Origin of the sequence: Pseudoroseomonas ludipueritiae, from assembly GCF_014490445.1 — a bacterium.
Taxonomy (GTDB): Bacteria; Pseudomonadota; Alphaproteobacteria; order Acetobacterales; family Acetobacteraceae; genus Pseudoroseomonas; species Pseudoroseomonas ludipueritiae.
In genome coordinates this window covers 1-13,488 of record NZ_JACTUZ010000122.1, presented here as the reverse complement: position 1 = coordinate 13,488, position 13,488 = coordinate 1, and the positions used below count along the sequence as shown (strand labels likewise).

The 13,488-nt window shown below is 71.0% G+C and carries 11 protein-coding genes; 7 read left to right on the top strand and 4 right to left on the bottom strand.

Features of this window, described 5'->3' with window-relative positions; genetic code table 11:
- The 4 genes from IBL25_RS19555 to IBL25_RS19540 all read left to right on the top strand — a co-directional run.
- Positions 1 to 899, top strand: an 899-nt coding sequence (locus tag IBL25_RS19555; RefSeq protein WP_187780192.1) for a tetratricopeptide repeat protein, incomplete at its 5' end; no start/stop codon positions are given.
- A 12-nt stretch (positions 900 to 911) separates the two neighbouring features.
- Positions 912 to 2,273: a putative O-glycosylation ligase, exosortase A system-associated gene (locus IBL25_RS19550; protein WP_187780191.1), complete on the top strand. Its 1,362-nt coding sequence runs from the start codon at positions 912 to 914 to the stop codon at positions 2,271 to 2,273.
- A 151-nt stretch (positions 2,274 to 2,424) separates the two neighbouring features.
- Positions 2,425 to 3,678: a glycosyltransferase family 4 protein gene (locus IBL25_RS19545; RefSeq protein WP_187780190.1), complete on the top strand. Its 1,254-nt coding sequence runs from the start codon at positions 2,425 to 2,427 to the stop codon at positions 3,676 to 3,678.
- The gene (locus IBL25_RS19540) at positions 3,675 to 5,762 is read left to right on the top strand and encodes a hypothetical protein (RefSeq protein WP_187780189.1); all 2,088 of its coding nucleotides are present in this window, start codon (positions 3,675 to 3,677) and stop codon (positions 5,760 to 5,762) included. Before IBL25_RS19545 ends, IBL25_RS19540 begins: the two co-directional genes overlap by 4 nt.
- A gap of 59 nt (positions 5,763 to 5,821) precedes the next feature.
- Here the strand turns inward: IBL25_RS19540 and IBL25_RS19535 are convergent, their stop codons facing one another.
- Genes IBL25_RS19535 through IBL25_RS19525 form a run of 3 tightly spaced genes read right to left on the bottom strand, consistent with a single transcriptional unit; the run spans position 5,822 to position 8,759 of the window.
- Positions 5,822 to 6,835 (bottom strand): glycosyltransferase family 2 protein, encoded by a 1,014-nt coding sequence (locus IBL25_RS19535; protein WP_187780188.1) that lies wholly within the window; start codon positions 6,833 to 6,835, stop codon positions 5,822 to 5,824.
- A 5-nt stretch (positions 6,836 to 6,840) separates the two neighbouring features.
- A complete protein-coding gene (locus IBL25_RS19530; protein ID WP_187780187.1) occupies positions 6,841 to 7,764 on the bottom strand; it encodes an FkbM family methyltransferase in 924 nt (307 codons plus the stop codon).
- On the bottom strand, positions 7,761 to 8,759 hold the full coding sequence (locus tag IBL25_RS19525) for a glycosyltransferase family 2 protein (RefSeq protein WP_187780186.1): 999 nt from the start codon (positions 8,757 to 8,759) through the stop codon (positions 7,761 to 7,763). The genes IBL25_RS19530 and IBL25_RS19525 overlap by 4 nt, the downstream gene beginning before the upstream one ends.
- Before the next feature lie 269 nt (positions 8,760 to 9,028).
- Between IBL25_RS19525 and IBL25_RS19520 the strand changes: the two genes are divergently transcribed.
- Positions 9,029 to 9,994, top strand: a complete 966-nt coding sequence (locus IBL25_RS19520; protein ID WP_187780185.1) for an NAD-dependent epimerase/dehydratase family protein — start codon at positions 9,029 to 9,031, stop codon at positions 9,992 to 9,994.
- Here the strand turns inward: IBL25_RS19520 and IBL25_RS19515 are convergent.
- The gene (locus tag IBL25_RS19515) at positions 9,987 to 10,148 is read right to left on the bottom strand and encodes a hypothetical protein (protein WP_187780184.1); all 162 of its coding nucleotides are present in this window, start codon (positions 10,146 to 10,148) and stop codon (positions 9,987 to 9,989) included. The two genes, IBL25_RS19520 and IBL25_RS19515, sit on opposite strands and share 8 nt — an antisense overlap.
- 73 nt (positions 10,149 to 10,221) lie before the next feature.
- On the opposite strand from IBL25_RS19515, the gene asnB reads away from it, so the two are divergent.
- Entirely contained in the window at positions 10,222 to 12,135 is a 1,914-nt protein-coding gene (asnB, locus tag IBL25_RS19510) for an asparagine synthase (glutamine-hydrolyzing) (RefSeq protein ID WP_187780183.1), read from the top strand.
- 3 nt (positions 12,136 to 12,138) lie between these two features.
- The coding region (locus IBL25_RS19505) for an oligosaccharide flippase family protein (protein ID WP_187780182.1) at positions 12,139 to 13,488 on the top strand (1,350 nt) is incomplete at its 3' end.

The following is a 13,488-nucleotide window of genomic DNA, read 5'->3' as shown; positions in this document are numbered from 1 at the left end:
TGGCCGAGGCGCCCTCCTCCGCCCCGGCCCGCCGCCAGCTGGCTGCCGTGCTGGTGCGGAACGGCGACCCCAAGGGGGCCGAGGCGCTGATCCGCCAGGGCCTGCGCGAGGCGCCGGGCGACGCGGCGCTGCAGCAGGCTCTGGTCGGGCTGGTGCGGGAGGCCCAGGGGCCGGAAGCGGCCATGGATGTGGCGCGGCAACTGGCCGCCCGCCCTGAGGCTCGCCCGGCCTCCCTTGTGCTGCCAGGGGACCTGATGCTGGCCGAGAAGCAGCCGCAGCAGGCTGCCGAGGCCTATGCCGCCGTGGCCAAGGAAGCGCCTTCCGCCATCCTGGCGCTGCGGGAGGCGAATGCCTGGCGCGCCGCCGGGCAGGCCGAGAAGGCCACCGCCACGCTGCGCTCCTGGCTGGCCCGCGCGCCGGAGGATACCGATGCGCTGCTGCTGCTGTCGCAGCTCGACATGCAGGCCGGCCGCATGGATGCCGCCGAGCAGCACCTGGACAAGCTGGTGGCGCTGAAGCCGCGCGATGCTGTGGCCCTGAACAACCTCGCCTGGCTCACCGGCCGGCGTGAGGGCAAGGAGGCCGCGGCGAAGGCGGAAGCCCTGGCGCAGCGGGCCTATTACCTTTCCCCCAACCAGGAGACGGCGGATACGCTGGGCTGGATCCTCGCCCGCAACGGGCAGGCGCAGCGCGCCGTGCCGCTGCTGCGCCGCGCCGCCGCCCTGCGCGGCACAGCGCAGCAGGACCCCGCCGCCGCCTACCGGCTGGCCTATGCGCTGAACGCCACTGGCGCGAAGGAGGAGGCCCTGGCGGTGCTCGCCCCCGCCCTGGCCGGCAACCAGCCCTTCCCCGAGCGCGCGGAGGCCAGCCGCCTGCTGGCTTCCCTGCGCACCCGCTGAGGCTCCCGGCCCATGCGCGACCTCGCCTTCATGGCGGCCATGGCGGCCCTGCTGCCTTTGGCACTGATGCGCCCCTTCGCGGGGGTGCTGCTGTGGAGCTGGATCTCCTTCATGAACCCGCACCGGCTGGTCTGGGGCGTGGCGATGGAACTGCCCTGGGCCATGGCCGTCTTCGCGGCCACGGTGATCGGCTGCTTCATGGCGGCCGAGCCGAAGCGGATTCCGACACATGGCGTGGCGCTGCTGCTGGTGATGTTGCTGGGCTGCTTCACCATCACCTCCTTCGCCGCCATGGGCGACCCCACGGCCGTCTGGGCCAAGTGGGAAGCGACGACCAAGGTGATCCTGGGCCTGCTGCTCACCGCCGCCCTGCTGACGGAGCGGCGGCGCGTCCATGCGCTGGTCTGGGTGATGATCATCTCGATCGGGTATTACGGCGTGCGCGGCGGCATCTTCTCGATCGTGACCGGTGGCCAGTACCGCGTCTGGGGCCCCGACCAGACCATGATCACCGACAACAACCACCTCGCCGCCGCCATGCTGGTGACGCTGCCGCTGATGCATTACCTGCGGCTGCATTCCAAGCACCGGGTCGTGCGGCAACTGCTGCTGGCCGCCATGGTGCTGACGCTGCTGGCCACCGTGGCCAGCTATTCCCGCGGCGCGCTGCTGGGCCTGATGGCCATTGCCGGGATGATGTGGCTCCGCAGCAAGCGGAAGGTGATCTCGGCTGTGGTGATGACCGCTTGCCTGGCCGGCGCCATCGCCTTCATGCCTGGCCAGTGGGGCGAGCGCATGGAGAGCATCACCACCTACCAGCAGGACGCATCCGCCAGCGAGCGCCTGGTGCTCTGGGGCATCTCGCTGGACCTGGCCTTGCAGCGGCCGCTGGTGGGCTCGGGCTTCACCGGCCCCTATAATCGGGAGGTGGTGGATACCGTCGCCCCCGGCGGCCCCGCCCGCGCCGTGCACAGCATCTGGTTCGAGCTGCTGGGCGAGCACGGCTTCCCCACCTTCTTCATCTGGTCGGGGTTGAGTCTCACTGGGCTGCTCTATGCCATCCGGCTCTCGCGCATGACACGCCACCGGCCCGACCTCGCCTGGGCGCATGACCTGGGCCGCATGGGACAGGTATCGATCATGGCCTACCTGGTCAGCGGCAGCTTCCTGTCCCTCTCCTACTGGGATTTCTACTGGACCCTGCTGGTGGTGATCGCAGCGACCCATGCCCTGGCCAAGCGCGCGCTGGCCGGCGAAACCCTGCCCGGCGGCGCCGATGAAGCCGCTGCATCCGCCACCGGCTGGCGCAACCGCGCCGCCATTCCCCGCCCGGCCATGGCCCGCGACGCCTTGCCCCGGAGCGCCCGCGCATGACCGCCCCCTTCCCCTGGACCGAGGAGGTCCCGCATGGATTCGATCTACTTCGTTTGCATGATCACCGGCATTGCCTGGCTGGCGTGGTGGAGCGTGTTGAACCCGGGCACCATTCCCTGGTCGCCCTTCGACATGCTGGAGGGCAGCACTGATGCAACTCCAGACCGGGACGCTGCCGGCACCGGCTGGCGTCAGCGTGCTCAGCCGCGCGAGCGCGCCGATCAGGCTGCTGACCTTCACGACGCTCTACCCCAACGCGGCGCAGCCAAATCATGGCGTCTTCGTGGAAAACCGCCTGCGGCATCTCGTCGCCGGGGGTGAGGCCACCAGCACCGTGCTGGCGCCGGTGCCCTGGTTCCCCTCCGCCTCCCCGCGCTTCGGGGACTGGGCGCGCTATGCCACCATTCCGCTGCGCGAGGAGCGGCACGGGCTGGTGCTGCACCACCCGCGCTTCCTGGCGCCGCCGCGCCTCGGCATGTTCACCGGCCCCGCGGCGATCTACCACGCCGCCCGCGCGGCGCTGCGGCGGCTGCTGGCGGAAGGCCACCGCTTCGACCTGATCGACGCGCATTACCTCTACCCCGATGGCGTCGCGGCGGTGCGGCTGGGGCGCGAATTCGGCCTGCCGGTGGTCATCACCGCGCGGGGTTCCGACACCAGCCAGCTGCCGCATTACCGCCTGCCCGGCCGCGCCATCCGCCGCACCATCGCGGAGGCCGATGCGCTGATCGCCGTCAGCGCCGGGTTGAAGGCGGGCCTGGTGGAACTGGGTGCGCCGGAGGAGAAGGTGACGGTGCTGCGCAATGGCGTGGACCTGGAAACCTTCCGCCTGGCGCCGAGCCCCGAGGTGGCGCGGGCGGCGCTGGGCTTGGGGCCGCGGCATGAAAGCGGGCCGTTGCTGCTCTCGGTCGGCCACCTGATCGAGCGCAAGGGCCACCACCACGTCATCGCCGCGCTGCCGCAACTGCCGCGCCATACGCTGCTGGTGCTGGGGGACGGGCCGGAGCGCGCGGCCTTGCAGGATCTCGCCCAAAGGCTCGGCGTCGCCGATCGTGTGCGGCTGCTGGGCGCGCAGCCCCATGCGCGGCTGCCGCTCTACTACGGTGCCGCCGATGCCATGGTGCTGGCCTCCTCCCGCGAAGGCTGGGCCAATGTGCTGCTGGAATCCATGGCCTGCGGCACCCCCGTCGTGGCCAGCCCCGCCTGGGGCAGCCGGGAAGCCGTGCGCGCGCCCGAGGCCGGGCTGGTGATGGACGAGATCACCCCCGATGCCATTGCCGCCGGAATCCGCCGGCTGCTGGCCGATCCGCCCGCCCGCGCCGCCACCCGCGCCTATGCCGAAGGCTTTGGCTGGGACGAGACCACGGCCGGGCAGGTTTCCCTGTTCCGCAAGGTGCTGGCATGACGCTTCCCCCCTTCTCCGTCGGCCGGCGCGCCACGGTGCTGGGCGCGGCCGCCCTGGTTGCCGCCCCTTCCCTGGCCCGGGCCGCCTCGGCGGCGAGGCTGCCCTGCCCCTCCCGCCCTGGTGAGATCGCCGGCCTGCTGCTGCAAGGCAGCGGCGGCCCATCGGGTGCCGTGGCGGTTTTCGGCCACGCCTTCCGACCAGGGGACCTGCCCGCCGGCCATGTGCCGGAAGCCCGCCTGACCCAGGGCGGCGCCCTGCCGGTGCAGATCGATATCCGCAACCGCCACGCGGACGGCTCGGTGCGGCTGGCGCTGCTCGCGATGGCCACGCCCGCCCTGGCCGATGGGCAGGTGGCCGGCGTGATGCTCTCCGCCCGCCCGGGCCAGCAGCAGGCGGCCTCGCCGCCGCAGCCCAGTGGGCGGCAGGCCGTGGTGGAGGTCACCGGCCCCGGCGGTGAGACCTGGCGGCTGGACCTGCTGCCGCGCGCCTTGCGTGGCAGGCCCTGGCAGTCCGGGCCGCTGGCGGTGCAGGGGCGCGTGGAGGCGCTGGTGCCGCCCTCCTCGGCCGGCGGCGTCACCTCGCTGCGGCTGGTGGCCGATGTGTCGCTGCATGCCGATGGCGCGCTGCGGCTGGATGCCTGGTTCCGCAACGACCTCGCCATGCGTTCCGGCGGCGGCGCGGCCCGCTACACGGCGCGGCTGCTGCTGGATGGCAAGCCTGTCGGCCGCTTCGAGATTCCGCACCAGCCGCAATATACCGCCTGGGGCCGCCTTTTCGTCTCCCGCCCCGGTGGGCCGCCGCCGCTGGTGCGGCAGGACCCTGGCTACCTGGCCGATGCCGGCGCGGTGGCACGCTACAATGCCGAGCTGGGCGTGGACGAAGCCCTGCTGGCGCGGCTGGGCGCCGCCACCGCCACCCCGGCCTGGGCCCAACCCCTCGGCCCGCGGCTGCTGGCGCAGGACATGTACCAGCCCGGCGGGCGACCGGATATCGGCCCCGCCACCCAGGCCCAGGCGGCCTGGCTGGTCTCGGGTGACCGCCGCGCCGCCGCCTTCGCCATCGGGCAGGCGGAAGCCGCCGGCTCCGCGCCCTGGCACTTCTGGGACCCGGCGGGCGGCAGCGGCAATGGGGGCTGGCTGGATACGCGCCGCTGGCCGCAGCTCTGGATCGACGGGCGCGGCGGCCCGCCGCCGGGCGGGCTGATGCAGCCCGTGGCCAGCGACACAGGCTGGGCACCGGATGTTGCCCACCAGCCCGACCTCGGATTCGTGCCCTATCTGCTCACCGGCCGCCGCGCCTTCCTGGACCAGTTGCAGGCGCAGGCGGCCTGGTGCGTGGTCGCGCAATGGCCAAGGGTGCGGGGCAATCCCGCCACCCAGGGGCCAGGCGAGGGCGTCAACGTGGTTCGCACCAATCAGGTGCGCGGCTCCGCATGGTCCTTACGGCAGTTGGACAATGCCGCCTGGGCCAGCGACGAGGACGACCCCAACCTGCCCTATCTGCGCGCCTGCTCGGAAGGCAACTGGGCCTGGCTGCGGTCCCGCACCGCGGGCTGGAGCAGGGAGCAGGGCGAGCTGCGCGGCTGCATTCCCGGCGCCTATGGCACGCCCGGCATGCTGCCGCCCTGGCAGCAGGATTACTTCGCCTCCACCGCCGCCTCCGCCGCGCGGCGCGGCAACCCGGATGCGCGCTACGTGCTGGAATGGATGAGCAACTTCCTGGTCGGGCGCTTCATGGCCAAGGACAAGGGCTTCGACCCGCATGATGGCGTGGCCTATCTGATCGCCTCCGACCCCGGGGCTGGCGAAGGCGAGACACGGCCCTTGCGGAGCTGGGCGGAAACCGCGCGGGCCATGCGCGCCGCCGGGCTCTCCAACGACGGCGGCTGGAGCAAGACCGAGGGCGACTACGCTCAGCTCGCGCTGCAATCCCTGGCGGCGCTGATCGACGTTACCGGCTCCGCCGATGCGCGCCGGGCCTATGCCTGGCTGGCCGGCGTCAGCGCGCCCTTCACCCGGCCGCAGGATTTCCGCCGGGACCCCACCTTCAGCATCGTGCCGCGCGGCGCCGGGCGCTGCGGCTGAAGGCAGCCACCTGGAGCAGATCCCGATCAGGCGGAATCGCCTGATCGGGTGAAGGCGCTCTAGCGCCGCAGCCGGCGCCGGGCCGCAGCGAGCGAACCCAGCGAGAGCAGCAGCGCGCCGCTTGCTTCCCGCAACAGCGGCGGCAGATGCGCTACGCGGGCCTTCAGCCGCAGCCTTGGCGGCTGGGCCGCTGCCGGCAGCAGGGCCGCGATCTCCCGCACCGCCTGGAAATCCCGGCGCGCGAAGGCGGTATCCAGCGCCTGCATGCGCCGCGCCGCCACGCTGGCCCGCAACGCCGCCGCATGCGGCTGCAAGGATGGGCGCTGGCCCAGCACATGCTCCAGGATCCAGGCATCGCCCAGGTTCATGGCCTGCACATCGGCCGAGTGGTTTCCGGCGTGCTTGCGGATTCCCACCAGGGGCTGTTGCACGACGCCGAAGGGCGCGTGCTCGGCCACCCGCAGGATGGTGGCGAAGTCGCAGCCCACGCGGCGGCCCACCGATGCATCCCAGCCACCGGCCTCCAGCAGGAAGCGCCGGTCGGCCACCATGCAGGAGGGAAAGAAGGGCTGGAAATCCAGCAGCCGCTCAACGATCGGCTGGTCGAAGACCGACATGGAAGCGCCAAGCGAGCGCAGGCCGTCCCAGAATCCCGGCGGCGCATCGGCAAACTTCCGGCCTTCCTCCCAGACGCCGTCGCGGATGATGGTGAAGTCGCTGAAGGCGACGCGCAGCGCCGGCTCCGCCTGCCAGATCCGCAGCATCGCCGCCAGGAAGCCAGGCTTCCACAGGTCGTCGCTGTCGCAGAAGGCCACGAGGTCGCCCGCGGCCTCGGCCAGGCCGGCATTGCGCGCCTTCAGGTCGCCACCATTGGTGACGCGCAGCACACGCAGCCGGCGGCCGTAGCGCGCCAGCACGGAAGCGGTGTCGTCGGTGGAGCCGTCGTCCACCACGATCACCTCCTGCGGGCGCAGCGTCTGCGCCAGGATGGCATCCAGCGTCGCCGGCAGGAGGGCGGCGCGGTTATAGGTCGGCACCACCACGCTGATGGAGGCCACGGGGCGGCTGTCCATGGGGGTCATCCCTGCACGCGGCGGAAGAGCAGGTCCGCCATCTCGAAGTCATGCCGCTGCAAGGGCGCCGGCGCGACCTGCCGCCTGCTGTCGATGTAGAAGTTGCCGTCATAGGCATTGGCGACTTCGAAAGGCTTAAAGCCAGCCTCAGCAAAGATCCCGAGGAACTCCTGCAAGGAGCTGCCCAGTGCCAGCAGCGCCGCGGTCTTTACCTCCACCAGTATTTCCACATCCTGGCGCAGTAACGGCAGCAGGTCGCGCATGCCTTTCACCACCATGATCTCGGCGCCCTCGACATCGATCTTGATCAGGCGGGCGGCGCGCAATGCCTCGATCGGCACGATCTCGCCCAGGGGGCGGCCCTGCACCACTTCCTGCCGCTGGGTGTGAGAGGCTTCGGCCGCGACAATGGTCGTGCCGCCCAGATTGGTATCGTCATGCACGAAGACCGGCACGGTGCCGGGCTCCTCCGTCACCGCCACGTTGTAGGTGGTGACGTTGTAGATGCCGTTGCTGCGCAGGTTCTGGCGCAGGCGCTCATGAATCCAGGGCGAGGCCTCGATCGCATGCACCTGCCCGTCTGGGCCGACGAGTCGGGCCGCCAGCAGGGCATGCATGCCGACATTGGCGCCGATATCCACCACCACATCGCCCGGCCGCAGCGCCTGGCGGTAGATGGCGGTCACGCCCGGCTCCCAGACCCCGAAGAAATAGGCGTAGCTATGGACGGCATCCGGGAAGCTGCCGGTGAAGCGGGCGCCGAAGCGCGTATGCGCGTCGATCTTCAGCCGCCGCCAGATGATGTAGGGCTGCACCACCCGGTCCCAGAGCTGCTGCTTGCCGAAGCTGAAGGGCACATGCTGGAAGTACATGCGCAGCCCGGCGCAGGCGGCACGCAGCGCGGTCTCGCGCATTCCGGCGGCGGTCATGCGTTGGCCCTCACCTGGAAGCGCTCCGCGGCGCTGTAGCGGTTGCCTTCCGCCGCCGCCGCTCCGGTCCCTTGCAGCCAGAGCCGCAGGAAGACGCCGAATTCCCGCAGCTCCCGCGGGTCCAGCGCCAGGGCGCTGAAGGCGAAGCCCAGCGCATGGGCACGGCGGCCCGCCAGCAGGTTGTTCAGCGCCAGGCCCTTGCGCGCCTGATAGCTCGCCCAGCGCAGCTCCCGGCGGAAGCCCTGCAGCAGCGGGTCCGCCGCCGCCAGCCGGTGCATGCGCAGCGCATGTCCCTTGAGCCGGGCGCGGGAGGTGGTGAGGCCGGCATTGCCGCGCCGCCAGCCATAGACGGGCTCCGGCAGGTAATGCAGCGGCGCCAGCACCGAAAGCTTCGCCATCATCAGGAAGTCTTCATAATAGCTGAGCCCTTCCGCAAAGCCGCCGGCGCGCAGCAGCAGGTCGCGCCGCGCCAGCATGGCGCCCAGGTGCATGCAGAAATCCGCGATCAGCAGCCGGGTCAGGGCGGGGCCCTTCAGGCGCACCGGCCATTTCGCGCCGGCATGCCCCATCCGCCCGACCAGCGCGGGGGCCGGCTGGCGGGCAGTGTCGTCGGCCTCGCCGCTGATGAAGCTGTGCGGGCCGCCGATCCAACAAGCATCCGGGTGCAGTTCCAGCAGGGCTTCCGTGCTCTCGATGCGGCCGGGCAGCCAGAGGTCGTCGGCATCCAGGAAGCCGACCCAGGATGCTGTGGCCAAGCGCAGCCCGGCATTCCGTGCCGAGGCCGGGCCGGCATTGCGCGGCAGCCGGTGCAGCACCACCCGCGCATCGGCCTCCCGCAGCGCGTGGCAGGCGGCCAGGGTGGCGGGGTCATCCGAAGCGTCATCCACCAGGATGAGCTCGCGCACCGCCAGCCGCTCACGCAGCACTGATTCCGCCGCGCGCCGGAGCAGGTCCGGGGGCGTGTTGAAGACAGGGCAGACGACGCTCACATCCATGAAAACATCCCTCCCGTGACAGGGTCCGACACGCCGTGCCCCGGTAAAAGCCCTGGCGGAATGCGGCGCATCCTATCTTCCATCGGGCAGTCGTGAAGTAAAAATTTCCGACAGTGCTGATATTTTCACTTCAATACATTAAAATTACATATCACGTGATTTATTTACTGAAGATGTAATTATCATGGTCGTGTCTTTTTACACTTCATGATCTTCCTATATTTGGATAGCATTGTCAGCAGACAACGATGTCGGAAGGTCTTACGAACATGGCGACCATCCTTGTCACCGGCGGTTGTGGGTTCATCGGTTCGCATCTCTGCGCCGCCCTGCGCGCGCGCGGTGATCGCGTACGGGTGCTGGACGATCTGTCCACGGGCAGCGAGGCCAATCTCGCGCCCGGTGCCTCCCTCCTGATCGGTGACGTCGCGCGCCCTGCCACCGTGCGGCAAGCGCTGGCCGGCGTGGATGCCTGCTACCATCTGGCTGCCGTCGCCTCGGTCGAGCGCGGCGTGCAGGACTGGTACGGCACGCACTGCACCAATCTTTCCGGCACCGTGGCGCTGCTGGACGCGGCGCGGCTGCATGGCGTGCCGGTGGTTTATGCCTCCTCCGCCGCTGTCTATGGCGCCGCCGATGCCTTGCCGCTGCACGAGGGCGTGGCGACGCGCCCCCTCTCCGCCTATGGCGCCGACAAGCTGGGCTGTGAGCAGCATGCCCTGGTGGCCGGCCATACCCATGGACTGCGCACGGCGGGGCTGCGCTTCTTCAACGTCTATGGGCCGCGGCAGGACCCGCGCTCACCCTATTCCGGGGTGATCTCCATCTTCTCCGACCGCATCACGCGCGGGCAGCCCGTGCAGGTCTTCGGGGATGGGGAGCAGACGCGCGACTTCGTTTATGTCGCGGATGTGGTGCGGATGCTGCTGGCGGCGATGCCGGCGGCCTCGACCGCCGCGCCGGTCTACAACGTCTGCAGCGGCCGGCCGACCTCGGTGCTGGAACTGGCGGCGCTGATCGCCGACCTGTCCGGCCAGGCACTGGACCTGCACCACGCCCCGCCGCGTGCCGCCGAGATCCGGCATTCGCTGGGCCAGCCGGCACTGGCGCGGCGGGAACTGGGACTGCAGCCGCAGACTTCGCTGCGGGACGGCCTGGCGGAGACGCTGGCCTGGCTGGCCGCGGGCCGTCCGGGGCTGGCGGAGCGGATCGAGCCGCTCCGGGCCGTCAGCTGAAAGCGTTGCGGATGAGGAAGGCGATCGCGGCCCAGCCCAAGGCTGAGCAGGCGCCGATGAACAGCACCGCGAAGGGCCAGCCCCAGCGCCGCGTCACGGCGCGCGGGGCTGCCTGGTACTGCTGCGAACCCGCGACAATGTCGTGAGCCTTCATTCACTGATCTCCTGGCAGGCGGTGCGCCTCGCCAAACCCGCCTCGCGGTAATGTGTAGCAGGATCATCGACAAATGTGCGGCCTGGCAGGAATTTATTATTTAGACGGCGGCACCCGTCCGGAGGCCGCCGCTTTGCGCGCCATGACGGATGCGCTGCGGCACCGCGGCCCGGATGGCGAGGGCTTCCATATCGAGCCGGGCCTGGGCCTGGGGCACCGCCGGCTGGCGATCGTGGACCTCGCGGGCGGCGCGCAGCCGATGTCCAGCCCCGACGGCCGCTTCGTCATCTCCTTCAATGGCGAAATCTATAACCACGCGGCGCTGCGGCAGGAGCTGGAGGCCATGGGCCACCACTTCCGCACCCGCTCGGATACCGAGGCCATCCTGCACGGCTGGGCAGCCTGGGGCACGGCCTGCCTGGACCGGCTGAACGGCATGTTCGCCTTCGCTATCTGGGACCGCGAGGCGCGGCAGCTTGTGCTGGCGCGGGACCGGCTGGGCGAGAAGCCGCTGCATTATGCCCAGATGCCGGATGGCGGGGTCGCCTTCGCCTCCGAACTCTGCGGCCTGCTGGCACTGCCGGACCTGCCCCGCCGAATCGACCCGCAGGCGCTCGATGACTTCCTGGCCCTGGGCTATGTGCCGGACCCGGACACCATCTATGCCGGCATCCGCAGCCTGCCGGCCGGGCATATGCTCGTGCTGCGCCAGGGCCCGGCGGTGCTGCCGCCGCCCCGCCGCTACTGGCGCCCGCCCACCGCGCTGCGGGCCCACCCCGCCGATGCGGCGGCGGAACTGGCGGCGCGGCTGGAGGAATCGGTGCGGCTGCGGCTGATGTCCGATGTGCCGCTGGGCAGCTTCCTCTCCGGCGGCGTCGATTCCTCGGCCGTGACGGCGCTGGCCGCCAGGGCGGTCACGGGGCCGCTGCGTACCTTCACCATCGGCTTCCCCGGCGGCGCGGATGAGCGGCCGGCTGCCGCCGGCATGGCGGCCCGGCTGGGCGCCATGCATCTGGCTGAGGCCTCCTCCCCCAATTACCTGGATGCGGCCCGCACCCAGGCGGCGGTCTTCGGCGCCCCCTTCGGCGACCATTCCTCCGTCCCCACGCTGGCGGTCTGCACTCTGGCGCGGCGGCATGTGACGGTGGCGCTTTCCGGCGATGGCGGCGACGAGGTCTTCGCCGGCTACCGCCGCTACCGCTTCCACCAGATGGCCGAGGCGGTGCGCCGTACCCTGCCGGCCGGCGCCCGGCGGCGGGTGCTGGGCGGGCTGGCGCGCATCTACCCCAAGCTGGATACCGCGCCGCGCTGGCTGCGGGCCAAGCACACGCTGACGGAGATCAGCCTGGACAGCGCGCTGGGCTATTACCGCACCGTCTGCCGGGTGCATCAGGAACAGCGCCGCGCGCTCTTCTCTCCCTCCATGCGGGCGATGCTGCAGGGCCATGACCCCGGCCAGCGCTTCGCCACGCTGATGGCGGATTGCGACCCCGAAGCCTCGCTGCTGCAGGCCCAGTATGCCGACCTGCATACCTATCTGCCGGGCGATATCCTGACCAAGGTGGACCGCACCAGCATGGCCGTCTCGCTGGAAGTGCGGCCGCCGCTGCTGGACCATACCCTGGTGGAATGGGGCATGGGCCTGCCGGATGCGCTGAAGCTGCAACGCGGCCAGGGCAAGCAGGTGCTGCGTCAGGCGGTGGCGCCGCTGCTGCCGGACAGCATCCTCAACGGCCCCAAGCAGGGCTTCGCCGCCGCCATTGGCGGGCAGTTCCGCGCCGGGGCGGAGACGGTGCGGGCCCGGCTGCTGGGCGCGCCCATGATGGATTCCGGCCTTTTCGACCCCGCCGCCATCGCCGAGATGGTGGACCGCCATGCCTCCGGCCGGCACGACCACAGCCAGGCGCTGTGGCAGTTGCTGGTGCTGGAGGGCTTCCTCGCCGGCCTGGCCGGCACCCGGGCCCAGCCCGCCGTCGCCGAGGCCTGACGCGTGTCCACTCCTGACGAAACGCCGGGCAGCATGCTCGGGCGCACCATGCGCGGTGCCGGCTGGGTGGTGGCCTGGCGCATGGTTACCCGCACGCTGGGGCTGGGCAGCACGCTGGTGCTGGTGCGGCTGCTGGCGCCGGAAGACTTCGGCCTGGTGGCGCTGGCCACCTCTTTCGCCATCGCGCTGGATGTCTGCCTTTCCATTGGCGTCGAGGACCAGATCGTCCGCACGCCCAATCCGCGCCCGGCGCTCTATCACACCGCCTTCACACTCAACCTCATCCGCTCGGTCCTCTCCGCCACTGCCGTGGTGCTGGCGGCGGCGCCGGCCGCGCGCTTCTTCGGCGACCCGCGGCTGGAGGATGTGCTGCTGGCCATCGCCTTCTCGGCCGGCGCGGCGGGGCTGACCAATGTGGGCACGGTGGATTTCCGCCGCCACATGACCTTCGACAAGGAATTCAAGCTGCAGTTCCTGCCGCGGCTGCTGGGCATCGCCGTCACGGTCGGCAGCGCCTTCCTGCTGCGCAGCCACTGGGCCCTGGTGCTGGGCATCGTGGCCAACCGGCTGGCGCTGGTGCTGATGAGCTATGCGATGCACCCCTATCGCCCGCGCCTGGAACTCTCGGCCTGGCGGGAGCTGGCGGGCGTCTCGGCCTGGAGCTGGCTGCTCAGCGTCGTCTGCGTTATCCGCGACAAGATCGACAGCCTGGTGATCGGCCGCATGCTGTCGCCGACCCAGGTGGGCGTCTTCGCGGTGGGCATGGAGGTCTCGACCCTGCCGGCCACCGAGGTGGTGGACCCGATCTGCCGCGCCTGCATGCCCGGCTTCGCCGGCGCCCTCCGCACCGGCAGCACGGAGGAGGTGGGCGAGGCCTATCTGCGCATCGTGGCGCTGATCGCGCTGCTGGTGCTGCCGGCGGGCTTCGGCATCTCCCTGGTCGCGGGCCCGGTGGTGGCGCTGGGCTTTGGGCAGGACTGGCTGGAAGCGGTGCCGGTGGTGGCCGTGCTGGGCGCCGCCTGGACCATGACGCTCTTCGGCAATGTCAGCACCGCGCTGCTGAATGCCCGCGCCATGCTGCGCACGCTGATGTGCATCGCCGCCGTCTCGGCCGTGGCGCGGCTGCCCTTGCTGCCCTTCTTTATTTCCCATCACGGGCTGACCGGCGCGGCCGTCGCCACCGCCATCATCGTCGCGGCGGAGCATTCCTTGCTGGTGGCCTATGCGCTGCGGCTGCTGCGCCTGCCGGCCTCGCGCCTGCTGGCCCGCGCCCTGCGGCCGGCGGTGGCCACGGCGGTGATGGCGCTGGTGCTCTGGTCCTCCGGCCTGGGCTGGGCGGCGGCCCCCGCCACA

Excerpts from the sequence above, each read along its gene's own strand:
- IBL25_RS19550 (WP_187780191.1), top strand. The coding sequence starts at position 912 with ATGCGCGACCTCGCCTTCATGGCGGCCATGGCGGCCCTGCTGCCTTTG.
- IBL25_RS19545 (WP_187780190.1), top strand. The coding sequence starts at position 2,425 with ATGCAACTCCAGACCGGGACGCTGCCGGCACCGGCTGGCGTCAGCGTG.
- IBL25_RS19540 (WP_187780189.1), top strand. The coding sequence starts at position 3,675 with ATGACGCTTCCCCCCTTCTCCGTCGGCCGGCGCGCCACGGTGCTGGGC.
- IBL25_RS19535 (WP_187780188.1), bottom strand. The coding sequence starts at position 6,835 with ATGGACAGCCGCCCCGTGGCCTCCATCAGCGTGGTGGTGCCGACCTAT.
- IBL25_RS19530 (WP_187780187.1), bottom strand. The coding sequence starts at position 7,764 with ATGACCGCCGCCGGAATGCGCGAGACCGCGCTGCGTGCCGCCTGCGCC.
- IBL25_RS19525 (WP_187780186.1), bottom strand. The coding sequence starts at position 8,759 with ATGGATGTGAGCGTCGTCTGCCCTGTCTTCAACACGCCCCCGGACCTG.
- IBL25_RS19520 (WP_187780185.1), top strand. The coding sequence starts at position 9,029 with ATGGCGACCATCCTTGTCACCGGCGGTTGTGGGTTCATCGGTTCGCAT.
- IBL25_RS19515 (WP_187780184.1), bottom strand. The coding sequence starts at position 10,148 with ATGAAGGCTCACGACATTGTCGCGGGTTCGCAGCAGTACCAGGCAGCC.
- asnB (WP_187780183.1), top strand. The coding sequence starts at position 10,222 with ATGTGCGGCCTGGCAGGAATTTATTATTTAGACGGCGGCACCCGTCCG.